General features: G+C 61.3%; 26 protein-coding genes and 1 pseudogene. 13 read left to right on the top strand and 14 right to left on the bottom strand.

From position 1 onward, the window contains the following. Window positions 1-46: 46 nt before the first annotated feature. Together J1G34_RS03235 and J1G34_RS03230 are read right to left on the bottom strand one after the other, a co-directional pair. Window positions 47-511, bottom strand: a complete 465-nt coding sequence (locus J1G34_RS03235; RefSeq protein ID WP_222993284.1) for a DUF2442 domain-containing protein — start codon at window positions 509-511, stop codon at window positions 47-49. Next, a complete protein-coding gene (locus J1G34_RS03230) occupies window positions 508-936 on the bottom strand; it encodes a DUF4160 domain-containing protein (RefSeq protein ID WP_065886897.1) in 429 nt (142 codons plus the stop codon). Before J1G34_RS03230 ends, J1G34_RS03235 begins: the two co-directional genes overlap by 4 nt. Before the next feature lie 331 nt (window positions 937-1,267). Between J1G34_RS03230 and aroQ the strand changes: the two genes are divergently transcribed. Both aroQ and J1G34_RS03220 read left to right on the top strand, forming a co-directional pair. Further along, complete coding sequence (aroQ, locus tag J1G34_RS03225) at window positions 1,268-1,714, top strand: type II 3-dehydroquinate dehydratase (RefSeq protein ID WP_065895204.1); 447 nt, start codon at window positions 1,268-1,270, stop codon at window positions 1,712-1,714. Then, on the top strand, window positions 1,711-2,568 hold the full coding sequence (locus tag J1G34_RS03220) for a shikimate dehydrogenase (RefSeq protein ID WP_222993282.1): 858 nt from the start codon (window positions 1,711-1,713) through the stop codon (window positions 2,566-2,568). Before aroQ ends, J1G34_RS03220 begins: the two co-directional genes overlap by 4 nt. A gap of 136 nt (window positions 2,569-2,704) precedes the next feature. Here J1G34_RS03220 and J1G34_RS03215 read toward each other — a convergent pair whose 3' ends face one another. Next, the gene (locus J1G34_RS03215; RefSeq protein ID WP_065886894.1) at window positions 2,705-3,370 is read right to left on the bottom strand and encodes a TetR/AcrR family transcriptional regulator; all 666 of its coding nucleotides are present in this window, start codon (window positions 3,368-3,370) and stop codon (window positions 2,705-2,707) included. A 75-nt stretch (window positions 3,371-3,445) separates the two neighbouring features. After that, window positions 3,446-5,347 carry a 3-dehydroshikimate dehydratase QuiC gene (gene quiC / locus J1G34_RS03210; protein ID WP_065895202.1) on the bottom strand — a complete coding sequence of 634 codons (1,902 nt, stop codon included), beginning with the start codon at window positions 5,345-5,347 and terminating at the stop codon, window positions 3,446-3,448. Between the two features lie 210 nt (window positions 5,348-5,557). Between quiC and J1G34_RS03205 the strand changes: the two genes are divergently transcribed. Continuing rightward, entirely contained in the window at window positions 5,558-6,892 is a 1,335-nt protein-coding gene (locus tag J1G34_RS03205; RefSeq protein WP_065886892.1) for an MFS transporter, read from the top strand. Here the strand turns inward: J1G34_RS03205 and J1G34_RS03200 are convergent, their stop codons facing one another. Next, complete coding sequence (locus tag J1G34_RS03200; protein WP_065935812.1) at window positions 6,893-7,771, bottom strand: DMT family transporter; 879 nt, start codon at window positions 7,769-7,771, stop codon at window positions 6,893-6,895. A gap of 185 nt (window positions 7,772-7,956) precedes the next feature. Between J1G34_RS03200 and J1G34_RS03195 the strand changes: the two genes are divergently transcribed. The 3 genes from J1G34_RS03195 to J1G34_RS03185 are packed head-to-tail and all read left to right on the top strand — an operon-like array spanning window position 7,957 to window position 10,294. Then, window positions 7,957-8,370, top strand: coding sequence for a lipoprotein (locus J1G34_RS03195; protein ID WP_065886890.1), 414 nt, complete (start codon window positions 7,957-7,959; stop codon window positions 8,368-8,370). 55 nt (window positions 8,371-8,425) lie between these two features. Next, the gene (ypfJ, locus tag J1G34_RS03190; protein ID WP_122463070.1) at window positions 8,426-9,319 is read left to right on the top strand and encodes a KPN_02809 family neutral zinc metallopeptidase; all 894 of its coding nucleotides are present in this window, start codon (window positions 8,426-8,428) and stop codon (window positions 9,317-9,319) included. Then, complete coding sequence (locus J1G34_RS03185) at window positions 9,320-10,294, top strand: alpha/beta hydrolase (RefSeq protein ID WP_222993280.1); 975 nt, start codon at window positions 9,320-9,322, stop codon at window positions 10,292-10,294. It begins immediately after the preceding gene. A 490-nt stretch (window positions 10,295-10,784) separates the two neighbouring features. Here J1G34_RS03185 and J1G34_RS03180 read toward each other — a convergent pair whose 3' ends face one another. The 3 genes from J1G34_RS03180 to J1G34_RS03170 form a co-directional block, all read right to left on the bottom strand. Next, window positions 10,785-11,384, bottom strand: coding sequence for an HAD family hydrolase (locus J1G34_RS03180; RefSeq protein ID WP_065895200.1), 600 nt, complete (start codon window positions 11,382-11,384; stop codon window positions 10,785-10,787). Next, window positions 11,381-12,250, bottom strand: a complete 870-nt coding sequence (tesB, locus tag J1G34_RS03175; RefSeq protein WP_065895199.1) for an acyl-CoA thioesterase II — start codon at window positions 12,248-12,250, stop codon at window positions 11,381-11,383. Before tesB ends, J1G34_RS03180 begins: the two co-directional genes overlap by 4 nt. Window positions 12,251-12,384: 134 nt before the next feature. Next, window positions 12,385-12,954 (bottom strand): GNAT family N-acetyltransferase, encoded by a 570-nt coding sequence (locus J1G34_RS03170; protein WP_065886885.1) that lies wholly within the window; start codon window positions 12,952-12,954, stop codon window positions 12,385-12,387. A 76-nt stretch (window positions 12,955-13,030) separates the two neighbouring features. Here J1G34_RS03170 and J1G34_RS03165 point away from each other — a divergent pair, with 76 nt between their 5' ends. Both J1G34_RS03165 and J1G34_RS03160 read left to right on the top strand, forming a co-directional pair. After that, window positions 13,031-13,951: a histone deacetylase family protein gene (locus J1G34_RS03165; protein WP_065895198.1), complete on the top strand. Its 921-nt coding sequence runs from the start codon at window positions 13,031-13,033 to the stop codon at window positions 13,949-13,951. Window positions 13,952-14,122: 171 nt separating this feature from the next. Then, on the top strand, window positions 14,123-15,349 hold the full coding sequence (locus J1G34_RS03160) for a TIGR03862 family flavoprotein (protein WP_122463065.1): 1,227 nt from the start codon (window positions 14,123-14,125) through the stop codon (window positions 15,347-15,349). A 122-nt stretch (window positions 15,350-15,471) separates the two neighbouring features. On the opposite strand, the gene J1G34_RS03155 is transcribed toward J1G34_RS03160, so the two are convergent. Then, window positions 15,472-16,806, bottom strand: a complete 1,335-nt coding sequence (locus tag J1G34_RS03155) for a DEAD/DEAH box helicase (protein ID WP_065935808.1) — start codon at window positions 16,804-16,806, stop codon at window positions 15,472-15,474. A gap of 48 nt (window positions 16,807-16,854) precedes the next feature. Further along, window positions 16,855-17,751: a drug/metabolite exporter YedA gene (gene yedA / locus J1G34_RS03150; protein WP_065886881.1), complete on the bottom strand. Its 897-nt coding sequence runs from the start codon at window positions 17,749-17,751 to the stop codon at window positions 16,855-16,857. A 160-nt stretch (window positions 17,752-17,911) separates the two neighbouring features. Between yedA and J1G34_RS03145 the strand changes: the two genes are divergently transcribed. Beyond that, window positions 17,912-18,373 carry an Lrp/AsnC family transcriptional regulator gene (locus tag J1G34_RS03145; RefSeq protein ID WP_065886880.1) on the top strand — a complete coding sequence of 154 codons (462 nt, stop codon included), beginning with the start codon at window positions 17,912-17,914 and terminating at the stop codon, window positions 18,371-18,373. Then, window positions 18,363-19,070 carry a cyclase family protein gene (locus J1G34_RS03140; RefSeq protein ID WP_262411686.1) on the top strand — a complete coding sequence of 236 codons (708 nt, stop codon included), beginning with the start codon at window positions 18,363-18,365 and terminating at the stop codon, window positions 19,068-19,070. Before J1G34_RS03145 ends, J1G34_RS03140 begins: the two co-directional genes overlap by 11 nt. Before the next feature lie 54 nt (window positions 19,071-19,124). On the opposite strand, the pseudogene J1G34_RS27555 reads toward J1G34_RS03140, so the two are convergent. After that, window positions 19,125-19,226, bottom strand: a pseudogene (locus tag J1G34_RS27555) (acyl carrier protein); the annotation flags it as partial. A gap of 417 nt (window positions 19,227-19,643) precedes the next feature. Here J1G34_RS27555 and J1G34_RS03135 point away from each other — a divergent pair. Continuing rightward, window positions 19,644-19,952 (top strand): DUF6124 family protein, encoded by a 309-nt coding sequence (locus J1G34_RS03135; protein WP_065897646.1) that lies wholly within the window; start codon window positions 19,644-19,646, stop codon window positions 19,950-19,952. A gap of 171 nt (window positions 19,953-20,123) precedes the next feature. On the opposite strand, the gene J1G34_RS03130 is transcribed toward J1G34_RS03135, so the two are convergent. The 3 genes from J1G34_RS03130 to J1G34_RS03120 form a co-directional block, all read right to left on the bottom strand. Then, window positions 20,124-20,735: a 3'-5' exonuclease gene (locus tag J1G34_RS03130; RefSeq protein WP_057724934.1), complete on the bottom strand. Its 612-nt coding sequence runs from the start codon at window positions 20,733-20,735 to the stop codon at window positions 20,124-20,126. 42 nt (window positions 20,736-20,777) lie between these two features. Beyond that, a complete protein-coding gene (locus J1G34_RS03125; protein ID WP_057724933.1) occupies window positions 20,778-21,254 on the bottom strand; it encodes a LabA-like NYN domain-containing protein in 477 nt (158 codons plus the stop codon). 120 nt (window positions 21,255-21,374) lie between these two features. After that, entirely contained in the window at window positions 21,375-22,109 is a 735-nt protein-coding gene (locus tag J1G34_RS03120; RefSeq protein WP_222993276.1) for a DUF2076 domain-containing protein, read from the bottom strand. Between the two features lie 179 nt (window positions 22,110-22,288). Between J1G34_RS03120 and J1G34_RS03115 the strand changes: the two genes are divergently transcribed. Continuing rightward, window positions 22,289-22,948 carry a YciC family protein gene (locus J1G34_RS03115; protein WP_065886874.1) on the top strand — a complete coding sequence of 220 codons (660 nt, stop codon included), beginning with the start codon at window positions 22,289-22,291 and terminating at the stop codon, window positions 22,946-22,948. Window positions 22,949-22,989: 41 nt separating this feature from the next. Continuing rightward, window positions 22,990-24,078: an endonuclease/exonuclease/phosphatase family protein gene (locus J1G34_RS03110; protein WP_065897647.1), complete on the top strand. Its 1,089-nt coding sequence runs from the start codon at window positions 22,990-22,992 to the stop codon at window positions 24,076-24,078. The last annotated feature ends 51 nt before the right edge of the window (window positions 24,079-24,129 follow it).

The following is a 24,129-nucleotide window of genomic DNA, read 5'->3' as shown; positions in this document are numbered from 1 at the left end:
TATGAGTTTTCGCGAGCTCGCTCCTACAGCTCCCCTATTTGGTTATTCAAGTGTCTGTTGGATCTGAGGTCTGCGGTACCTCCTTGCGTGGCCGGCCACCGTTCTTGCCATTGGCACGAGCGGCGGCGGATTTGGCAGCGCTGCTTTTGCGGCCGTTGCGCGATGCCACCAGGCTGGTAGCCAGGTCCATCAGAGGTTGGCTTGTAGCGATCAAGCCGGTGATCGAAACATCCAGGTCCTGGGCCTCACAGCTAATCGCCTTGCCACCGAAAGTCACTTCCAACTGCTGGAAATCTTTCTCTGAAAACCCTTCAAACTCCGGCAGGCCAGCCGCCGGCAACATGACGCGGCTACCATCGCTGAAGCCAATGGAGAGGCAGTCGTTTTCATAACGCACATTGCTGGCGTTGGCGTACAGGCGTTTCAACCTGCGTCCTCGGGCGATTGCCTTGTCAACGTCGGCATCAGTGAGAGGTACATAAGGTGTGACTTTGGCTTTTATGATTTTCATAAATTAATCCCCACACAATCTGGCGCTCTTACCAGATTCAAAATAGTCCGTTGCTCTACGACGTCGTGCCTGGCGCTTGAGATGACGTAGACGCCTTGTCGAATGACCAACCCTGGAACCAACTCACCAGCGTCCCAATTCCAAGAATGATTCTCCAGGCAAACCGTCTGCAGTTTTTCCCACCAAATCCTGCGTGCCCGCGCCAAGTAATGCCGTTGCATGATGGCCCCGCGTATCTCCTTCAGAACCGATAGGGGTGGCTGCCTCCGTTCAGGCTCCACATCCCATAATTCAACGTCCCCGTCCACGAAACTGAAACGGAAACGCGCATCCCATTCCTTGCCCCTGACATGTACATGGGGCGGGCAATGCTCATCCCTGAGAAATACCGAGATTACATATCCCTTGTAAGCACCTACTCTCATCGTAACCCATCCGTTAGGTTTTTTTCCGTCAGGTAACAATTTTCCCGTATCACCCGACAACCGGCTTCATGCTCACGAAGCTGCTTCAAAGATTAGTAACGACGAACAAACCGGCGAATGCCGGGTTGTAACCACTCATGCCGACGGCTGGGGATACTCCGGCCGCACCCGAAAATCGTATTCACTCCGCAATCCGGCGTAACACTTCACCAGAAGTTGCCCTGCTGATTAACAGTTCGATAATCGAACAGAACCAGTGACTTCATTTGACCAAATTAACCATTCAGTACATTTTATCTCCACAACCAATAAAAACTGTGGAGACCCCTCTATGCCGCCTATCGTGCTGGTGCTCAACGGCCCCAATCTCAATCTGCTCGGCACCCGCGAGCCCGCCACTTACGGCCACGAAACCCTCGCTGACATCGCCGCCCTGTGTGGCCGCAGCGCCGAAAAACTCGGGCTGAGCATCGAGTTTCGCCAAACCAACCATGAAGGCGAATTGCTCGACTGGATTCACGCCGCCCGTGCCCGTTGCGCCGGGATCGTGATCAATCCGGCGGCCTGGACCCACACCTCGGTGGCGATTCGCGACGCGCTGGTGGCCAGCGAAGTCCCGGTGATCGAGGTGCATTTATCCAACGTGCATGCCCGTGAAGCGTTTCGCCATCACTCCTTTGTCTCGCCCATCGCCAAGGCGGTATTGGCCGGGTTTGGCAGCCATGGCTACCACTTGGCCCTGGAGCATTTCAGCCACTCGTTGAAAGGATGCGCGTGATGAAACCCCGTGTTCTCGCCGGCCTGATCGGCGCCGGCATCCAGGCCTCCCGCACGCCCGCCCTGCATGAACAGGAAGGTGACGCTCAGGGCTTGCGCTATTTGTATCGCCTGATTGATCTGGACGCGCAGCGTCTGGACAGCCGTGCCCTGCCCGATCTGCTGCGTGCCGCTGAACAGATGCACTTCACCGGCCTGAACATTACCTACCCGTGCAAGCAGGCGATCCTGCCGTTGCTGGATGAATTGTCCGACGAGGCCAGGGGCATCGGCGCGGTTAACACGGTGGTGTTCAAAGACGGCAAGCGCATCGGCCATAACACCGATTGCCTGGGCTTCGCCGAAGGTTTCCGACGCAACTTCAATGACGTGCCACGCCAACGCGTGGTGCAGATGGGCGCAGGCGGTGCCGGCGCGGCAGTAGCGCACGCGCTGCTGGCCGAGGGCGTGGAGCAACTGAGCATTTTCGACGTGGACACCGCCCGTGCGCGCGAGCTTGTGGATAACCTCGCCCGGAGTTTTGGCGACGGGCGCGCCCAGGTCGGCAGCCACTTGGCCAACGCCATGGCCGAGGCACAGGGTTTGGTCAATACCACCCCGATGGGCATGGCCAAGCTGCCCGGCACACCCGTGCCGGCCGAGTGGCTACACGCCGGGCTGTGGGTGGCGGAAATCGTGTATTTCCCGTTGGAAACCCAATTGCTGCGTGACGCCCGCGCCCTGGGTTGCCGCACCCTGGATGGCGGCAATATGGCGGTGTTTCAGGCGGTGAAGGCGTTTGAGCTGTTCTGCGGCCTGACGGCGGATGCAGACCGGATGCTGGCGCACTTCCAGAGCATGAACGCCTCACTGTAGAAACCGGTGTAAAAATGTGGGAGGGGGCTTGCCCCCGATTGCGGTCTGTCAGTCAGGCATGTGTTGACTGATACACCGCAATCGGGGGCAAGCCCCCTCCCACATTGATTGCACTCAGCCCTGAAATCACGTGTTCTCAGGCCTGAAGGTAGCGCAACACCGATTCGCAGATCATCGCGCGATGCCGCTGCTTGATCGCCTCATCCGACAGTTCGATCTGAAAAATCTCGCTGAACGTATGGCGGTTGGATACGCGGTAAAAACTGAACGAGTTGATCAACAGGTGGACGTCCAGCGGCTCCAACCCTTCACGAAACAGTCCCATCTCAGCGCCGCGACGCAAGGTCTCACCGAGACTCTCAAGGATTTTGCTGTTCATGTCCTTGATCGTACTGGTGCGTTTCACATACTCGGCGTTGTGGATATTTTCGATGCTGACAATGCGCACGAAATCCACGTTCTGGTCATGGTGGTCGAAGGTGAACTCCACCAGCCGGCGAATCGCTTCGCGCGGTTCCAGGGCCGTGAGGTTCATGCGGGTTTCGGTGTTGCGGATGTCGCCGTAGAGCTTCTCCAGCACCTCGACGTAGAGCTGCTCCTTGCTGCCGAAGTAGTAATAGATCATGCGCTTGGAGGTGTGGGTGCGCTCGGCAATGGCGTCCACGCGGGCGCCGGACAGGCCTTGCTGAACAAACTCGACAACGGCTTCCTGGAGAATATTCTCGCGGGTCTTTTCCGGATTGTTCTTGCGACTCTTGCGCGGTGCATCTGACACGGCAGAGAGGTCGGGAGTCAGGGTCATGGTGCGCTCACGGCGTTTTTATGCAGGCCCGATTATGGGCCGAGGCGCTCCCCGAAGGAAGCACCCCAACCGCCGTTATAAACGTGCCTGGCGCACCGCACCGCTGCGCGACTTGGCCATTGCCGCCAGACGCACGGCCACGTTGGCCGCGCCATAGCCGGCATAGCCGTTCTTGCGCTGGATGATCTCAAAGAAAAACCGGCCCTCGAAGGCTTCGGTGTAGACGTGAAACAGCTCACCGCCCTGGGCGTCACGGTCGTACAGCACGTTGTAGTACGCCAGTTCGCTGAGAAACTCATCGTCGAAATCAAAGCGCGCGGCCAGGTCGTCGTAGTAATTGAGCGGGATGTCCAACAACGGCACCCCGGCCTCCTTGGCCCGGCGCACTTCGGCGAAAATATCCGCGCAATCGAAGGCAATGTGGTGCACGCCCGAGCCGCGATAGCTCGATAGCGCGTGGGAAATGGCAGTATTGCGGTTCTCGGAAATATTCAGCGGCAGGCGGATCGAACTGCAGCGGCTGCGCAATGCGCGGCTTTTGACCAGGCCGTAGGGGTCGGGCAGCACCACTTCGTCGTCGGCTTCAAAATCCAGCAGGCTCTTGTAGAACAGCACCCAGCTGTCGAGGCTGTCGGCCGGCAGGGCCATGGCCATGTGGTCGATGCGCAGCAAGCCACCGCTGGCGGCAGTCGCAGGCTGCAGGTTGAAATCGGTGTCGTAGAGCCCGCCTTCGCTTTGGTCCACCAGGTAGATCAGGCTGCCATCCGGCGCACGCACGGCGGCCAGTTCCAGTTCGTTGGGCCCAACCAGTCCGCGATAGGGCTGGCCCTTGTAGGCCACCGCTCGCTCCAATGCCTTGGCACTGTCTTTGACCCGCATCGCCATCGCACACAACGACGGCCCATGGGCCTCGAAAAAGTTGTGGGCAAAGGAATAGGGCTCGCAATTGAGGATCAGGTTGATATCGCCCTGGCGCAACAGGCTCACATTCTTGGAGCGATGCTGACCGGCCTTGGCGAAGCCCAGGCGCTCCAACCAGTGCGTAAGCTTGGCGCCAAGGCTTTCATCGACGGCAAATTCAAGGAATTCGATGCCGTCGTATTCGCTGGCCGCCGGCGTCTCAAACAGGATATCCACGGGCGCGGCAGGTTGTTGTGCTGCCAGGCGCTGACGGGTTTTCTCTTCCAGGTACAGCAACGAGCGCAAACCATCCGCCGCGTTGGCCCGCGTCGGTGCGGCGCGAAAGCCGTCATTGAAAATCTCCAGGGACAACGGCCCGGTGTAGCCACTCTGGATGATCGGCGCAAGAAAACCTGCCAGGTCGAATTCGCCCTGGCCGGGGAAGCAGCGGAAATGTCGGCTCCACTCGAGCACATCCATGGCCAGGATCGGCGCGTCGGCCATTTGTACGAAGAAAATTTTGTCGCCGGGGATCTCGGCGATGGCACTCGGATCGCCCTTGAGGGACAAGGTGTGAAAACTATCGAGCAGCACGCCCAGGCTTGGGTGATTCACCTGGCGCACCAGGTTCCAAACCTGTTGCCAGGTGTTCACATGCTTGCCCCAGGCCAGCGCTTCGTAGCCGATTCTCAAGCCACGGCGGCCCGCGTGTTCGGCCAGCAGACTGAGGTCGTCGAGCAGGATGCGTTCATCGCCCACGCAATCGGCCGAGGCGTTGCTGCACACCAGCACCAGGTCGGTGCCCAGCTCCTGCATCAGGTCGAACTTGCGCTCGGCGCGTTCCAGGTTACGGGCCAGGCGGTCACGGCGGCAGCCTTCAAAGTCGCGGAACGGCTGGAACAGGGTGATGGCAATACCGAGGTCAGCGCACATCTGTCTAACTTCGCGCGGGCTGCCGTCGTAATACAATAGGTCGTTCTCGAAAATCTCAACGCCATCAAACCCGGCGGCGGCAATGGCTTCGAGCTTTTCCGGCAGGGTGCCGCTCAACGACACGGTAGCGATGGAACGTTGCATGGGTCACTCCCGGCAATTGTTGTTTATGGCAAATTATTCGCCCCCAGCCTACACGCGGCAATTAAAATGTACGAACCGGTTAGTTTTTGGTGCGATTATCGAACACTATGCCCCTTTGGCGAATTGACGACTTTTTAACCACTGCGCACCATCGACCTTGCACTAAGACCCAGATCTCACCATAAAAATTTCAAAAACGGGTACGACCTCATGCCTCTGCAAAATCCCGCCCTGGCCACGCGCCCCGGCACCCCGCACGCCGGCATCGGCGACAAGATCCGCGGCGCCCTGGCCGTGGGTAAAACCCGCTGGGGCATGTTGGCCCTGGTGTTCTTCGCCACCACCCTCAACTACATCGACCGCGCCGCCCTGGGGGTGATGCAACCGATTCTGGCCAAGGAAATGAGCTGGACGGCGATGGACTACGCCAACATCAACTTCTGGTTCCAGGTCGGCTACGCCATCGGCTTTGTGCTGCAGGGCCGGTTGATCGACCGGGTGGGCGTCAAGCGCGTGTTTTTCTGCGCCGTGCTGCTGTGGAGCCTGGCCACCGGTGCCCACGGCCTGGCGACCTCGGCCGTCGGGTTCATGGTCTGCCGGTTTATCCTCGGGCTGACCGAAGCGGCCAACTACCCTGCCTGTGTGAAAACCACGCGCCTTTGGTTCCCCGCCGGTGAGCGCGCAGTGGCTACAGGCATTTTCAACGCCGGTACCAACGTCGGCGCCATGATGACGCCCATGCTGCTGCCGTTGATCCTGCACGTGTGGGGCTGGCAGGCGGCGTTCCTGTGCATGGCTTCGCTGGGCTTGATCTGGCTGGTGTTCTGGGGGCTGAAGTATTACAACCCGGAAGAGCACCCGACCGTCAAACAATCCGAATTGGACTACGTGCAACAGCACGCCGAGCCGGAACAACCTGGCGTACCGTTCAGCCGCATCCTGCGCATGCGCGGCACCTGGGCCTTTGCCATCGCCTACGCACTGACCGCGCCGGTGTTCTGGTTCTACCTGTATTGGCTGCCGCCGTTCCTGAACCAGCAATACAACCTGGGCATCAACGTGACGCAGATGGGCATTCCGCTGATCATCATCTACCTCACCGCCGACTTCGGCAGTGTGGGCGGCGGCATCCTGTCCTCGTTCCTGATCGGGCGCGGGATGAACTCGATCAAGGCGCGGCTGCTGTCGATGCTGTTGTTCGCCTGCTGCATCGTCGGCGTGATCATGGCGGCCGGCTCCAGCCAGTTGTGGGTCGCGGTGTTCGCCATCTCCCTGGCCATCGGCGCGCACCAGGCCTGGACCGCCAACATCTGGAGCCTGGTGATGGACTACACGCCCAAGCACATGATGAGCACGGTGTTCGGTTTCGGCGGCATGTGCGCGGCCATCGGCGGCATGTTCATGACCCAGATCGTCGGCCACATCCTCACCGTGACCAACAACAACTACACCGTGTTGTTCACCCTGATCCCGGCGATGTATTTCATTGCGCTGACCTGGATGTACTTCATGGCGCCGCGCAAGATTCCGAAGGTCGACCTGTAATCAACGTCGCCGCTGCTGCCAGGCAGCGGCCAACCCGCTCATGCAGATCACCCCGATACCGACCACGGTGGTCATGTCGGGGGTATGGCTGAACACCAGCCAGCCCAACAAACCCGCAAACACGATCTGGCAATAGCCGAACGGCGCCAGCAAGGCCGGCGCCGCGAAGCGGAACGCCTGGGTGAGCATCAAATGCGCGGTCATCCCGCAGGTGCCCAGCGCCAGCATCATCACGCCATGCCACAGGGTGGGCACCTGCCAGAAGAACGGCACCATCGCACTCATCACCAAGGTGTTGCACAGGCCGGCGAAAAAATTGCTGGTGGTGGGGCTGTCGTATTGGCTGAGAATGCGCGTGAGCAATTGGTAGAAACAGAAGAACAGCGCCGAGCACAGCGGCAACAGCACCGCCGGTGTGAACAACTCACCGCCCGGATGGATGATGATCACCACGCCGACAAACCCGCAGATCACCGCCAGCCATTGGCCACGTGTGACGTGCTCGCCGAGCAAGGGCACCGAGAGCGCCGTCACCAGGATTGGCGCGAGGAAGTTCACCGCCGTGGCTTCGGCCAACGGGATGTAATGCAGCGCCGTGGTGAAGAACAGGCTGGTGCCCAACAGGCACAACGCCCGTACCACCTGCATGCCCGGGCGTTTGCTGCGCAGCACGCGCAGGCCCGATTGGGGCAGGAAAATCCCCGCCATCAACAAGGTGTGCACCATGTAACGCGCCCACACCACCATCACGATCGGGTAGAACCCGGCCAGGTATTTGGACAAGGCGTCATGGCTGGAGAACAGAAACGTCGCCAGCACAATCAGCAGGATGCCTTTGAAGGGATGGTTGACGCCGGAAAGCGGGGTACTGACAGTCATTGATTTCTCTTGTATGGCGAGCGGAACGCGATAGCACTCAACCTAGTAATCTAGCAGCCGGGCCTGTGTCTGCCCCAAGAGCATAACCAAACACCGGGCGAACAGCGCACTAAATCAGTGGATTTGAGTCCAACGCTGCACGCACGCTCCGGCGTTGCACACTTTTTAATCAAGGCCATGCCGATATGAAAAAAATCCTGTTTGCGCTGTCTGCCCTCGCCCTGCTCTCTGCCTGCGACAAGGCCCCCAAGGAAGCGCCAAAGCCTGCACCCGCCTCCGTGCAAGCAACCCTGGTGCCCGAGACCCCGCCAACCGATAAATGGGTGGGCAAGTGGATCGGCGTCGAAGGCTTGAACCTGAACATCGCCAAGGATGACAGCATCGGCCGCGGCCACTACATCCTGACCATGCAATATGGCCTGGATGCCGATGCTTCCGGCACGTTCAAGGGCCAGGCAACCGACGAAGGCATCGCCTTCACTCGCCCCGACGGCCCCCAGGTGCTGCGCGCCGGGGACGGTGCCGCCACGGGCCTGAAGTGGCTGGCAGATAAAAAAGACTGCCTGATTGTGGCTGCCGGCGAAGGCTATTGCCGCTGACTACGACCATACTCCCTCCATATTTTTGCCGGACCGTTAACAAGAGGATTGCCCCATGCTATGGAAAAAAGGCCGACGCAGCGACAACGTGGTCGATGCCCGCGATGACAGCGGCGGCGGTGGCGGTGGTATGCGCTTCGGTGGCGGCAAGGGCCTGAGCCTGACCGCTATCGTTCTGATCGTCGGCATCGGCTGGCTCACCGGCCAGGACCCGATGCAGATCCTCGGCCAGTTGACCGGCCAGATGGAGCAGGCGCCGTCGGTCAGCACGCAGCCACAGTCGCGCCAGGCGCCGCCGGCCAACGATGAGCAGGCCGACTTCGTGCGCGCCGTGCTGGGCGATACCGAAGACACCTGGGGCCAGGTATTCCAGGAAAACGGCCTGGCCTACAAGAACCCGAAACTGATCCTGTTCCGTGGCCGCGTGCACTCCGCCTGCGGTGGCGCCACCTCGGCCAGCGGCCCGTTCTATTGCCCGGCGGATCAGCAGGTCTACCTGGACCTGGATTTCTTCCGGGAAATGTCGCAACGCTTCCAGGCCGCCGGCGATTTCGCCCAGGCCTATGTGATTGCCCACGAAGTCGGGCATCACGTGCAAACGCTGCTCGGTATTTCGTCGAAGATCCAGGCTGCGCGCGAGCAAGGTCGCCCCATGCAAGGCGACGGTGGCCTGCTGGTACGCCAGGAACTGCAGGCCGACTGCTTTGCCGGCGTGTGGGCCAACCGCGCACAAAAACGCCTGAACTGGCTGGAGCCCGGCGATATCGAAGAAGCCCTGAACGCCGCCAATGCCATCGGCGATGACCGCCTGCAGCAACAGGGTCAGGGGCGCGTGATGCCGGACTCGTTTACCCACGGTACTTCGGCCCAGCGCGTACGCTGGTTCAAGACCGGCTTCGCCCAGGGGCAGATTGCCCAGTGCGATACCTTTAATGCCAAGAGTCTCTAAATGAATAAACGATTGGGGTTGCTGCTGGGTGTGTTGGTGTCCTGTTGCACCCTCGCGGCCGAACACGGCGTCAAGGTGGTCAGCCCCGATCGTTTTCATCTGGAAGCCGGCGACCTCAGCCTCGGCTTGAGCCAGGATTGGCGCCAGCCGTTGCCCAAGGTCACGCGTGCGCTGATCATCGTGCATGGCCGCCTGCGCAATGCGCAGACCTACCTGCAAAGCGGCATCGACGCCGCCGAGCATGCCGGGGTTGGCGGCAATACGCTGGTGATCGCGCCGCAGTTTCTCAATCAGTCGGATGTGAAGCGTAACCAACTGGGCGATCAGGTATTGCAGTGGAAGGGTAACGACTGGATGGCCGGCGACCCCTCGACGGGCCCCGGCCATATCAGTTCCTACGCCGCCCTCGACCAGATCATCAAGCACCTGGGCAACCGCACGCTGTTCCCGGCGCTGAAAGAAATCGTCATCGCCGGGCATTCAGGTGGTGGCCAGGTGGTACAACGCTTCGCCCTCACCGGCCACGATCACCCCTTGCTGCAAACCGAAGGCATCAGCCTGCGGTACGTGGTCGCCAACCCATCGTCCTACGCCTACTTCAGCCCGCAGCGGCCGGTGCCGTTCGACGCGGCCAGTTGCCCAGGTTTCAACGACTGGAAATATGGCATGCAAAACCTGCCGAATTACGTCGGCCACCAGGGTGCCCAGCAACTGGAGCAAGTCTACGTGTCGCGCGACATCACCTACCTGCTGGGCCAGCAGGACACCGACCCCAACCACCCTGCGCTGGATAAAAGCTGCGAAGCCGAAACCCAGGGCGCGTATCGGCTGATTCGCGGGCACAACTATGTTGACTACCTCAAGCAGCGACATCCGCAGCTGGGTCACAGGCTGGTGGAAGTGCCAGGGGTTGGGCATGACGGGGACAAGATGTTTACCTCGCCGCAGGGGCAAAAGGTGTTGTTTCCACAATAATCACTGAGGAACCCGGATCAACATGTGGGAGGGGGCTTGCCCCCGATGGCGGTGTGTCAGCCAGCACATGCTTAGCTGAAAGACCGCTATCGGGGGCAAGCCCCCTCCCACAGTTGATCGCTATTGCCTGGGCTGGATCATTTGGCGCAATAACGACGCGGACAGAAAGTGTTGTCCCCACAATAACTGAAGAAACCGGATCAAACATGTGAGAGGGGGCTTGCCCCCGATGGCGGTGGGTCAGCCAGCACCTGTTTAGCTGAAAGACCGCTATCGGGGGCAAGCCCCCTCCCACAGTTGATCTCTATCGCCTGGGCTGGATCATCTGGCGCAATAACGACGGGACAGAAAGTGTTGTTCCCACAATAATCACTGAAGAAACCGGATCAAACATGTGGGAGGGGGCTTGCCCCCGATGGCGGTGGGTCAGCCAGCACATGCTTAGCTGAAAGACCGCTATCGGGGGCAAGCCCCCTCCCACAGTTGATCGCTATTGCCTGGGCTGGATCATCTGGCGCAGCGCCGCACAGTCCTCGGCATGCCAATCCGCCAACTCAGGCCACGGGTTCTCCGGCAGGTTTACCAACACGGTCCTGGTGCCCGCTGCCCGGCCACAGTCCAGGTCAAAACGATAATCCCCCACCATCACCATCTCGCCGGGGGCCACGCTCCAGGCCGCCGCCAGTTTCAACAAGCCACCCGGGTCAGGCTTGGGCGGCGCGTCCTCACGCCCCAGCACATCCTCCTTGGCAAAGCAGTCCGCCAGGCCGATCGCCTCCAGGGTGATATGCGCCAGCTCTTGGGCATTGCGCGTCAGAATCCCCAGGCGATAACCGCGTGCGGCCAGCTCGCGCACCAGTTCAACCGCACCTTGCGCCGCCACCGAGCCCAGCGCCAGCTCGCGCTCGTGCTCCAGCAGCCAGGCATGTTTGGCCGCCGCGATATCCGCCGGCAATGCGGCAAGGTGAGTAAGGATGTCGTCTTCGGCGGGAATCTCCAGGGCCACCCGGATGGCCGCGAAATCATGCACCGCCACCGTGAGGGTGCCATCCATGTCGAACACCCAATGCCGGACGTCGGCCAGGCTCATGCCCAGTCCTTGCGATGGCGAATCAAGCCTTCCTGGGTCACCGAGGCCACCAGTTGCCCGGCGCGGTTGTACACGCTGCCGCGGGAAAACCCACGGGAGTTGCCGGCCCAGGGGCTGTCCATGGCGTACAGCAACCAGTCATCAGCGCGCAGGTCGGCGTGAAACCACAGCGCGTGGTCGAGGCTGGCGACCTGCATGTCTTTCTGCCACACGGTTTTGCCGTGGGGCAGCAGCGAGGTGGTCAGCAGGCCGAAGTCCGAAGCGTAGGCCAGCAGGTATTTATGCAATGCCGGCGCATCGGCCAGGGCGCCATCGGCGCGAAACCACACGTACTTGACCGGGTCGGACGGCTGCGGGTTGAACGGGTCTTTTTCGGTGACCGGGCGCACTTCGATAGGCTTGGGGCACAGCAGCTTGTCACGCATGTGCTCGGGGATCAGGTGCGCGCGCTGCTGAGTCAGTTCCAGCTCCGAGGGCAGGTTCTCCGGGCCGACCACCACGGGCATGGTGGTCTGGTGCTCGAAGCCTTCTTCGTCGTACTGGAACGAGGTCGTGCAGGTGAAAATCGGATGGCCCTTCTGAATCGCGGTGACGCGGCGCGTACTGAAACTGCCGCCATCGCGCACGCGGTCCACCGAATACACCACCGGCAATGCCGCGTCCCCCGGGCGCAGGAAATACCCGTGCAGGGAATGGACGTGACGCGCTTCTTCTACCGTCTGGCTGGCCGCCGACAGCGACTGGCCGAGCACTTGGCCACCGAACAGTTGGCGAAAACCCAGGTCCTGGCTGCGGCCGCGAAAGAGGTTTTCCTCGATCGGCTCCAGGGTCAGCAAGTCCACCAGATCTTCCAATACTTGGCTCATTCACACTCTCCTCAGAGCAAAACAGCATCTACCTTCACCTGTAGGAGCGAGCTTGCTCGCGAAGGTCGTCAATGGTGACGCGGGGTTCCTGATACTCCACGGCGCACTTGCGTTCTTCGCGAGCAAGCTCGCGCCTACCCGTGCAGCGTGTCCAACCATTGGGCGCGGGTGATGCGGTACAAAACATGTGGGCGCAGCGGGTCATCGGCTGCGACTTTGGGGTGTTGAAAATCTGCCTGCGGATCGTAATGCATACCGATGGCCTGCATGACTTTTTGTGAAGGCAAATTGGCTTCGGTGGTGAAGGCGACGATTTCATCCAGGCTCAGGCGATCAAAACCACAACGCAATGCGGTCCAGGCCGCCTCGCTGGCGTAACCCAGGCCCCAATGTTCGCGGGCCAGGCGCCAGCCGATTTCCACCGCCGGGGTGAAGCCCGCTTCAAAACTGACGTTCTGCAGCCCGGTCAGGCCGATGAATTCGCCGGTGTCCTTGCGCTGCAAAGCCCAGAAGCCAAAACCATATTCGGCAAAATGGCCGCGAATCCGCCCAATCAGTGCGGCGCTTTCCAGGTGGCTCAACCTGGCCGGGAAATAGCGCATCACCTGCGGGTCGTTGCACATCTGCGCGAACGCCTGCAGGTCGCTGTCACGCCATGGGCGCATGACCAGGCGTGCACTTTCCAATTCCAGTATCGGCTCCATGGTTCCCCCTCCCTTGCCATGTGCGTGAGTGTACAGCGCTGGTAAGATCCGACGCAGATTCCCGTCAGAAAATCCCATGCCCTTGCCATTGATCTACCACGATGACTACAGCCCCGAGTTCCCGGCGGACCACCGGTTCCCCATGGACAAGTTTCGCCTGTTGCGCGACCACCTGGTGGACAGCGGCCTGACCGAGGACAGCCAGTTGCTGCGCCCGCAACTGTGCCCGGGGGAGATTCTGGGCCTGGCCCATGACACCGGGTATATCGAACGCTATATGAGCGGCGAGTTGTCTCGCGAGGACCAACGGCGCCTCGGCCTGCCGTGGAGCGAGGCCCTGGCGCGCCGCACCGTGCGCGCGGTGGGCGGCTCGATCCTGGCGGCGGAGCAGGCGCTGGAACACGGCCTGGCCTGCCATCTCGCCGGCGGCACCCATCACGCCCACTACGATTATCCGGCGGGCTTTTGCATCTTTAATGACCTGGCGGTGATCAGCCATTACCTGCTGGCCGGCGGCCGGGTCAATCGGGTGCTGATCTTCGATTGCGACGTGCACCAGGGCGACGGCACCGCGCGTATCCTGCATGACACGCCGGACGCCATCACCGTATCGCTGCACTGCGAAAAGAACTTTCCGGCGCGCAAGGCCCAGAGCGACTGGGACATTCCGTTACCGATGGGCATGGGCGACGACGACTACCTCAAGGTGGTCGATGACGCGCTCAATTACCTGCTGCCGCTGTACCAGCCTGACCTGGTGCTGTACGACGCGGGTGTGGACGTACACAAGGACGACGCCCTCGGTTACCTCAAGCTGACAGATGCCGGCGTTGCCGCGCGCGATGAAAGCGTGATGCGTCATTGCCTGGGCCGCGATATTCCAGTGATGGGCGTGATCGGTGGCGGCTACAGCAAGGACCGCCCTGCCCTGGCCCGCCGCCACGGCATCCTGCATCACAGTGCGCAGCGGGTGTGGACGTCATCAGGTTGTCATTGAAGTGTGGGCGTTACCCACAATGCCTGTGGAACCACCTGTGGATAACTTGAGCGTAACGGCCTGCAAGCAAGTAACCGTATGGCGTGTAGGAAACTGTACATTTTTTGATCAGGCAGCCGTGCCGCCGTCGGGTAGAATGCTCGGCCTATTCACACCACCGTAGCCTTGCCCATGCCTCAGTCTTCTCCCCCCTCTGTCTCCATTATCGGCGGCGGCCCTGCCGGGCTGATGGCCGCCGAAGTCTTGAGCCAGGCGGGCGTGCGGGTGGCGCTGTACGACGGCATGCCGTCGGTGGGGCGCAAGTTCCTGTTGGCCGGCGTGGGCGGCATGAACATCACCCACTCCGAAGCCTACCCGGCGTTCCTTGCGCGCTATGCCGAACGCGCGCCGCACATGGCACCGTTGCTGCGCAGCTTCGGGGCCGAGGCGTTATGCGAGTGGATCCACGGCTTGGGCATTCAAACCTTTGTCGGCACCTCAGGCCGCGTATTTCCTACGGACATGAAAGCCGCGCCGCTGCTGCGTGCCTGGCTCAAGCGCCTGCGCGAACAAGGCGTGGTTATCCACACCCGACATCGCTGGGTGGGCTGGAATGCCGAGGGTGAGCTGCTTATCCACAGCCCCGAAGGCGAAAAAGTTGTCCACAGCGATGCCGTGCTGCTGGCCCTGGGTGGCGGCAGTTGGTCCCGCCTGGGCTCCGATGGGGCCTGGCTGAATCTGCTGGAAGGCCAAGGCGTGCCTTACGTGCGCCTGCAACCGAGCAACTGCGGGTTCGAAGTGTCCGCCTGGAGCGAGTTGATGGTCAGCAAATTCGCCGGAGCGCCGTTGAAAAACGTCGCCATTGGACTGGGGGACGATAAGCCTCGCCTGGGGGAATGCGTGGTGACGGCCACTGGTATCGAAGGCAGCCTGATCTATGCGCTGTCGGCGCCGATTCGCGAGGCGATCAACCGTGACGGCGCCGCCACTGTGCATATCGATCTGCTGCCGAGCAAGCCGCTGGACAAGGTTCAGGCTGCGCTGGCAAAGCCACGTGGTTCGCGCTCGATGAGCAAGCATTTGCACAGTCAGTTGGGGTTGGATGGGGTCAAGGCGGCGCTGTTGCGCGAGCTGGCGCCGGCTGAACATTTCAATGATCCGGCGCAGTTGGCGGTAGAGATCAAGGCGTTGCCGCTGACATTGGTCAAGACGCGGCCCATCGACGAAGCCATCAGCACCGCAGGGGGTGTGCCGTTTGAAGCGCTGGATGAGCGGCTGATGCTCAAGCAATTGCCTGGGGTGTTTTGTGCGGGGGAAATGCTGGATTGGGAGGCGCCGACCGGGGGGTATCTGCTGACGGGGTGTTTTGCCAGTGGCAGGGCGGCTGGGCTTGGGCTGTTGGAATGGCTTAGGCGCTGAGAGGTTTGGCGGATTCAAGGCCGCCATCGGGGGCAAGCCCCCTCCCACACTTGACGGTATTCACAATTCAAACATGTGGGAGGGGGCTTGCCCCCGATGAGGCCATCAGCCCCACCGCAAAATCACTTCTTCTTACGCGGCCCGGTATTAAACACCGGCACCTTGCGCACCGGCTTGATCGACGGCTCCACCGGCGCCGCGTCACCACTGTCCACCCATTTACCCAAATTGCGCTTACCGCCGCCGCCCGATGTCTTGGGCTTCTTCGGCTTTTTCGGCTTCTTCACCACCTGCCCACTGGCATCGGTATCCGGCACGCGGTGCTCGGGTACGAAATCCGGCTCCATCTTGCGGGTCAGGGTCTGGCGCGTAAGCATCTCGATCGCCGAGAGCATGTTCACTTCATCGGCACACACCAGCGAAATCGCCTCGCCGGTGTTGCCCGCACGGCCGGTACGGCCGATACGGTGGATGTAGTCTTCGGCGACGATCGGCAAGTCGAAGTTGACCACCAGCGGCAGGTCTTCGATGTCCAGGCCACGGGCCGCCACGTCGGTGGCCACCAGGATCTGCACTTCGCTGGCCTTGAAGCGGTCCAGTGCGCGTTGGCGGGTCGCCTGGGGTTTGTCGCCATGGATACCGTCGGCATTGATGCCCAGGCCCTGCAACTTGTCCACCAGCGCGTCCACGCCGTTACGCGTCTTGGCGAATACCAGCACCTGCTTCCAGCGGCCCTTGCGCATCAGGTGCACGAACAGTTCCGGCTTGCGCTTTTTATCCACCGGCACCACCCACTGCTGCACGGTGTTGGCGGCGACGTTGCGCGGGCTGACTTCGATACTCAGCGGGTCATTGAGCATCTGCCCGGCGAGCAGGCGGATGTCATCGGAGAACGTGGCGGAGAACAGCAGGGTCTGGCGTTTCTTCGGCAGCATGCGGTAGATGTTTGCCAGTTCTTCGGAGAAGCCCAGGTCGAGCATGCGGTCGGCTTCATCCAGCACCAGGGTTTGCAGCTGATTGAGTTTCAGCGCGTTCTGGCGGAACAGGTCGATCAGGCGGCCAGGGGTGGCGACCAGGATGTCGACACCCTTGCGCAGCTTCATCATCTGCGGGTTGATGCTCACGCCGCCGTACACCGCATACGTGGTCAGCGGCAGGTGCTGGGCGTATTCGGCGACGCTGGCGTGAACCTGCTCGGCCAGCTCGCGAGTGGGGCACAGGATCAGCGCACGCGCCGAGTTGGCGGCGACTTTCGGCCCTTCCATCGTCAGCAGTTGCAGCAGCGGCAAGGCAAAGCCGGCGGTCTTGCCGGTGCCGGTCTGGGCGGCGGCCATCAGGTCGCGACCGGCCAGCACCGCCGGAATGGCTTGCGCCTGCACCGGCGTCGGGGTCTGGTAGCCAAGCGTCTCAAGGGCGCGCAGCAAGGGTTCGATCAGGCCAAGGGTGGCGAAAGTCATGTGTTTACCGTAGGAAAAATTCAGCGCAAGGGCGTAATGCGCGGCAGTTTACCTTATTTCCGGTTTCGGCTTGCGCCATTGGGGCAGGCTGATCAACAGCACGGCGCTGATGATCACCAGCATTGCCAGGGCCTCTTCCACACCGATGCTCTCGCCGACGAACACAATCCCCAGCAACACCGCCACCGCCGGGTTCACATAGGCATAGCTGGTCGCCGCCGCCGGGCGCACGTGCTTGAGCAGGTACATGTAGGCGTTGAACGCGATGATCGAACCAAACACCGTCAAGTAGGCCAGGGCCAGCCAGCCTTCCAGCGGCGGCATGGCCTGCAGGTGCTCGCCGGACAGTGTGCTGACGATCAGCAGCGCCACGCCGGCCACCAGCATTTCCGCGGCACTGGCCATGGCGCCCTGGGGCAGCGGCAAGTGGCGACTCCACACCGAGCCGAAGGCCCAGGAAGCCGCCGCCATCAACAGCAACACCGCCCCCAGTGGGCTCGATTGCAGGGTGCTGCCCATGTTGAGCATCGCAATACCGATGATCCCCAGAATCACCCCGGCCCATTCCAGCCGCGTATTACGCGCGCCCCAGAAAAAACCACACAGCAGGGTGAACAACGGCACGGTCGCCACCGCCAATGCGGCTACACCGGACGACACGCCCATATGTTCCGCCACGCTGACGCCGCCATTGCCTACGGTGAGCAGCAAAATGCCGATCATCCCGGCCGCCTTCCACTGCGGCCACGTCGGCGCCGGCACCCCGCGCCACCGCAGATAGGCGTACATCAACGCGCCCGCGGTGCAAAACCGAATCCCCGCCAGCAGCAGCGGTGGCCAATACTCCACGCCGATGCGAATCACCAGGTAAGTGGAACCCCAGATCACATACAACGCAAAAAAGGCGGCGATCAACGGTAAGGGAAAACGACGTGGGCCAGGCATGGGGCGGCTCTATGGCAGGAGTTGGGAGGCTTATTCTAGAAACGAAGGCGCATAAACATAAGTTACAAAACCTGTTTAAAGCGCCCATACACTTTTCAAAGCATGGTTATGAAGGCTATAACCCATGCTTTCGAAAGCCACGCGCAACCGGAGCCTTATCATGGACAAATATGACCGCATGCTCCTCAGCGCCCTGCTCGAAGACGGCCGCGCTTCCTACGCCCAACTGGCCCGCACGGTGAACCTCTCCGCCCCCGCCGTGGCCGAGCGCGTGGCCAAGCTGGAGGCCAGCGGGGTGATTACCGGTTACCAGGCCAAGGTCGACTTGTCCAAAGTCGGCCTGCCGATTCAATGCGTGATTGAATTGCGGCTGACCAATCACGGCAGCCAAAAAGTTTACGACGCCCTGGCGCAAATTCCCGAGCTGACCGAATGCCATCGGGTCACCGGTGATCCGTGCGTGATCATGCAAGCAGCAGTGGGCACCATGCCGGAGCTGGAAGACCTAATTAATCGGGTGGCGAAGTTCGGGTTCAGCAAGACGTCGATTATTTTGTCCAGCGCCATAGAGCGGCGGGTGCCGCTGGGGCAATTGGAAGGGAATGGCAAACATGGCGGTTAAACAACTGCAATTTGAGCGGGTCATCAGTCTCAGCCATCCAATCAACCCGAGCATCCCGCTGTGGCCGGGCGACCCGCCAGTGGCGTTCGAAGACGTTGCGTCATTGGAGCGGGACGGCTATTACCTGCGCCGCTTCAGCATGGGCGAACACAGCGCCACCCATATGAATGCGCCGAACAGCTTTTATGCCGATGGGATGGGGATTGAGGGTTACTCGGCAGAAGCGCTGGTGCGGCCGGCGGTGGTGATCAATGTGCGCGGTAAAGCCGCGGCCGATCCGGATTACCAAGTCAGCCCGCAGGATATCCACGCCTGGGAACACCAACACGGCCCTATCGATGCGGGTTCGGTGGTGCTGGTGTACACCGGGTGGCAACACCTCTGGAACGACCCGACCGCCTTTTTCGGCCACGATGCGCAAGGCTCGCACTTTCCAGGGATTGGCGAGGCAACCATTGGCTTTTTGCTGGAGCATCGCCAGATTGCCGGCGTGGGCATTGATACCCACGGCGTGGATTATGGGCAAAGCAGCGCGTTCGCCATCAATCACGCGGTACTGGCCGAAAACGGGATTGTGCTGGAGTGCCTGACCCAGCTCGACCGGCTACCGGCCACTGGGGCAACGCTGGTCATCGGGATATTGGCGCTTGAAGGTGGCTCGGGGTCACCGGCCTCGGTGATGGCGTTTATTCCCTGACATCATCGCGGCGTTGAGCGCTCAACGATCAGATCGACTGTCTGCCTGATGGTCGTCATGGATGAAGTCGGTGCGCTCCGTCATCTGGCTTCGGTCGATAAAACCGATGATATCGACGAATAGCTGGATAACCTTTTCGCTATGGGGGGACGCCATACATGAGTGAAGAGGAAAATCAGAAAGGTTCTAGGTCACAGCCGGATTTGGCCTACCGATCATTCAGCGCTCACATGCAAGTGGCCTCAAAACACGTGCATTTCAGTGGCCAGCAAGACCGATCCCTTTCATTTGCGGGACGTTTCCGAGAGAATCCCACGGCCTTGTTTCCGTCGGATTCGGTGGCTAGTCTCGCCCTGTCATCGAATGTTCGGTGACCGGACGTGCAAGTCCGACGGCAAGCAAGATCATAAATAAACCTACAGCCGATATGCCTGTTATGGCGGCTGTGCGTGGGAGGCCTTCGGGCCTGCTGGGTTTGGATCCTTGCCCCGGTCTTGCACACCTACGCACAGTTGCCACCCTAATTCGCGTGCAAGCGAACGGTGTCGACTTCTTCCAGCAAGGAGTTTCACCATGGTCAAAGTCACCCCCGATCCACCCAAGTCTAAACCCGATTTCCTCAGCGAAGACGCCCTGCTCCACCGTCGTGCCATCGACTACTACCTCAAGGCATCCGCCCCGGATGCACCCATTTTTATCCTGAATGACAACCTGAGCTTCGAAGACGCCCTGGCCCATGCGGCGGATTTGCTGCATTGCGCGGTGGAGACGGCCCACGCGTCGGGTGAGGTGGTGAAGGCGCCGCAGCGGGCGGTGATGCATTTGGTGGAGATGGCGAAGGGGGTGGTGGATCAGGCGTTGGAGTGCACGCAACCTCGATAGGCGACGCATCACCCAATGTGGGAGGGGGCTTGCCCCCGCCCCCATTTGATCGTTCCCACGCTCTGCGTGGGAATGCCGCCCTGGACGCTCTGCGTCCGCTCTTAAAGTCGTGACGCGGAGCGTCACCAGATGCATTCCCACGCGGAGCGTGGGGACGATCAGCGCCAGGCCTTAGAACCCGCGATGTTTCTTCAGGTGCTCATTGATCTTCGCGGCCGGCACTTTCTGCAAGGTGCACAGCAAGTCGTGGGACAGTTCGCGCAGGCCGTGGGTCTGGCGCAGTTCCCGCGCCAGGTGCGCCGTCAGGTTGGCGGCCATCTCGGCATCCGCCAGCGCCCGGTGAGCCTGGCCGGTGTGGGGCAATTGGGCGTAGCTGTTGAGGGTGCCGAGCTTGTGATTGGGCGCCGCCGGCATGAGGCGGCGGGCCAGCAGCAGGGAGCAGGCAAATTTCTGCAGGCGGGTGCGGCGGATCAGGCCCAGTTCAAAGTCCCAGAACTTCTGGTCGAACGCGGCGTTGTGCGCCATCAGCGGCGTGGTGCCGACGAACTCATTGACCTCATTCATCACCCGCTCGGCCGGTGGCGCGTTGCGCAGCATGGCGTTGCTGATGCCGGTGAGTTGTTCGATGAAACCGGGCACGCGCACGCCGGCATTCATCAGGCTCTGGTAGCGGTCGACAATGTGCCCGCGCTCAAGGATGACCACACCAATTTCCGTGGCCCGGCAGTGGCTGCTTGGGGTGATGCCGGTGGTTTCAAAGTCGATGACCGCTATACGTTCCAAACCTGTTCCAACTCCGTTCAACAATGTATTGAGCCGCCGCGCTTATTTGAGCAGCAACGCGCCTTCGATCGGTACGTAGCGGCTGGCCGCGCGTATCAGCGAGTTGGCCGTCAGCCCCGGCACGCCGTAGGCCACCGCTTGCACGCCATGCTTGTGGATGATGCGCTCGAGCAGCATGTCGAAATCCCCGTCGCCGGAGGCCAGCACCACTTCGTCGACATGGTCGGCGGCGTCCATGATGTCGAGGGTGATGCCCACGTCCCAGTCGCCCTTGGCCGAACCGTCGCTGCGCTGGATGTAAGGCTTGAGTTTTACCGTAAAGCCCAGGTTGCGCAGGATCTGCTGGAACTGCTGCTGTTTGCTGTCGCCACGGTCGATGGCGTAGGCGTAGGCCTCGACGATCTGCCCATGGGCGCTGATATCAGCCCACAGCGCAGCGTAGTTGAAGTGGCAGCCGTAGGCCTGGCGAACGGTGTAATAGAGGTTTTGCACATCGGCGAACACTGCAATTTTCTTCACCGCACTTCCTCAATGACCGCCAGGCGCCAGCGCCCGGAAAAGGCTGCCAGTATGCCAGCCATGGGGAGGTTTCCGGGAAAAAATCAGACCGGGGCGACGCAGCGCCCCGGGTCGAGCGGGTCAGACGAAGGAATCGTCGTCGCCAAAGGCGGAGGAATCGTCGACATAATCGCTGTCGGCGACGCTGTCCGCGTTGTTGCTGCCCCAGCTGTCATTCCCGGCGAACTTCTGGTCATCGTTGCCCCAGCCACCTTGATCACTGGCCGGCGCCGGTTGTTCGATGATCTCTTCCACCACCTGCGGCTGCTGGTTGTGATGAAACAGGCTGCTGATGCCCTCGGCGAGCAATACACCACCGGCTACGCCGGCAGCGGTCTTCATGGCCCCACCGAGGAACCCGCTGCCGGCTGGCGCGACGGCGGCCGGTTGTGACGGCTGTTGATAACTCTGCTGCGGCGCCGGCGCGTTGAACGATGGCCGCGCCGGTTCACGCCAGCCGCCGCCCGAATTACCCGGCGCAGGCTGCGCCTCGCGCGAACCGCCGCCAAAGATGCTCGACAGGAAGCCACCACCACCGCCGCTGGCCGGGGCCGGTTGCGCGGATTTGGCGCGCTGCAATTCTTCCTGCAATTGCTGGATCTGCTGGGCCTGCTGCTTGTTCTGCGCATCCAGGCTTTGCAGCGCGTGCTCCTGCACCAGGAGCGACTGGGTGATGTAGTAGCCGGCGGCTGGTTGGCGAGTCATGTGTTCCTTGATCCGCGCTTCGGCCTGGGCGTCGCGGGGGGCTGAGTCCGTCTCGGCTTGCTGCAACCGTGAAAACAGTCCATCGATCAGGGTTTGTTCTTCGCTGTTCATGGCGACCTCGTTAGATTGCCGGTAAAAATCAGGGTCCCGCCTGACATCAGGCAAGGTACGTCCTAGTTATGGGGCTGTTACCAATTGTTTCAATGGTCTTTACTCAAGGTTTACGTTTGCTTGCCCAGGCCGGCTATCGGTTAAAGTGTGTCCCTGCTTTTCGGCCTGTGATGACTCTGATGAATCCGTTAGACGTGCTGCGCGACTCCTTTCGCTTTACCCTGCGCAACCTGGGCGCCATCGTCCAGTTGTGCCTGCCGCTGGTGATCCTCGAAGCCCTGTTACAACAGGTGCTCGACCACATGCTGGGCCCGGAGGCCTTCAGCGGTTACAGCGTGGTGGTGGGGTTACTGGTGTATCCGCTGTACACCGGCGCTCTGATCCTGTTCCTCGACGCCCGCACCCGCGGTGAATCGCCACGTACCCGGGATGTGTGGGCCCTGGCCCTGGCCATGTGGCCGCGCTTCGCCCTGTTGACCGCCATGAGCACACTGCTGATTCTGCTCGGGCTGTCGCTGTACTTCCTGCCGGGCCTGTGGCTGATGGTGGTGCTGGCGTTTGCCGAGTACTTGCTGGTATTGCGCGGCATGTCGGCGCTCGAAGCGATGAAGGAAAGCCTGCGCCTGACCCGTGGGCATTTCTGGCGCATCCTGGTGTGCCTGCTGTGCGTAATGACGCCGCTGTGGCTGCTCAAGGGCGCCAGCGTGGCGGCGTATCCCGAACCCGCGCCGCTGCTGGGGCTGCTGATGGACAGCGCCCACAGTTTCCTGCAACTGTTTACCAGTGTGGTGCTGTTCCGTTTATTCATGTTGATCGGTGGCGACGCCGACGCGCGGTGATATGCTCCGTGCCTCTTCTGAAACGCACATAAGCCGAGCCGATGACCCGTTTATTGCGCATCACCGTGTTGAGCCTGCTACTGATTGCAGGCCTGTTGGCGGCACTGATCTACAGCCTGACCTGGCGCCCGGCCGACAAGGAGACCCTGCCGGTCAGTTGCGTGGCGCCGCGTGCGCCGACCCTGCTGCCGGGGCAGGCGCTCAAGGTGATGACCTGGAACGTGCAGTACCTGGCCGGCAAGAACTACGTGTTCTGGTACGACACCCCCGACGGCAGCGGCCCGGACGAACGGCCCACGGTTGAGGACATGGCCTTCAGCCTTGACGAAGTGGCGCGGGTGATCCGCGACGAACAGCCCGACATCCTGCTGTTGCAGGAAATCGACGAAGGCGCCAAGCCCTCCCACTACCAGGATCAACTCGCGCTGTTGCAGGAGCGGCTGGTCGACCTCTACCCGTGCAGCACCCAGGCATTCGACTGGAAAGCCGACTTTGTGCCCAGCCTGCCCATCTTCGGCAGCGTCGGGCGCAAGCTGGCCACCCTCAGCCGCTACCAGATCGAACACGCCGAGCGCCTGCAACTGCCCACGGCGGATGCCAACTTCATCAGCCGCCAGTTCCAGCCCAAGCCCGCTTTGTTGCTGACGTACCTGCCGCTGAGCGACGGTGGGCAACTGGCGGTGCTCAACACACGCCTGGACGGTGGCATGCCTGGGCGCAGCGCCGTGCAGGAACAAGTGGAGGCCACCGTGAAGTTACTGGATAAACTCGAAGGCCGTGGCACACCCTGGTTGATCGGCGGGGATTTCAATCTGCTGCCGCTGGGCCAATTCCTGCGCCTGGATGCGCAAAAACGCGGCCAGTATTCGCCGGACAGTGAGTTGCACCTGTTGTGGGACAAATACCCGATGATCCCGAGCAACAGTGAATCCAGCGGCATCGACCGCAAGCAATGGCTGACGCACTTTCCCAATGACCCAAGCCTTGAGGGGCCGGATCGGACGCTCGACTACCTGTTCTACAGCGCGCGGATCAAGCGGGTCGAGGCCAAGGTCAGGCAGGAAGACACCTTGCGCATCTCCAACCATTTGCCGGTCATCGCCCGCTTCCTGCTGCCTGCCGCGCAATAAAATGTGGGGCTTGCTCCCGATGGCAGTGTGTCAGTCAGTACAGCTGTTACT

This window comes from Pseudomonas sp. Wu6 (genome assembly GCF_019891515.1).
GTDB lineage: Bacteria > Pseudomonadota > Gammaproteobacteria > Pseudomonadales > Pseudomonadaceae > Aquipseudomonas > Aquipseudomonas orientalis_A.
Note: the sequence above shows the minus strand (reverse complement) of the source record. Positions and strands in the feature narration are given on the sequence as shown.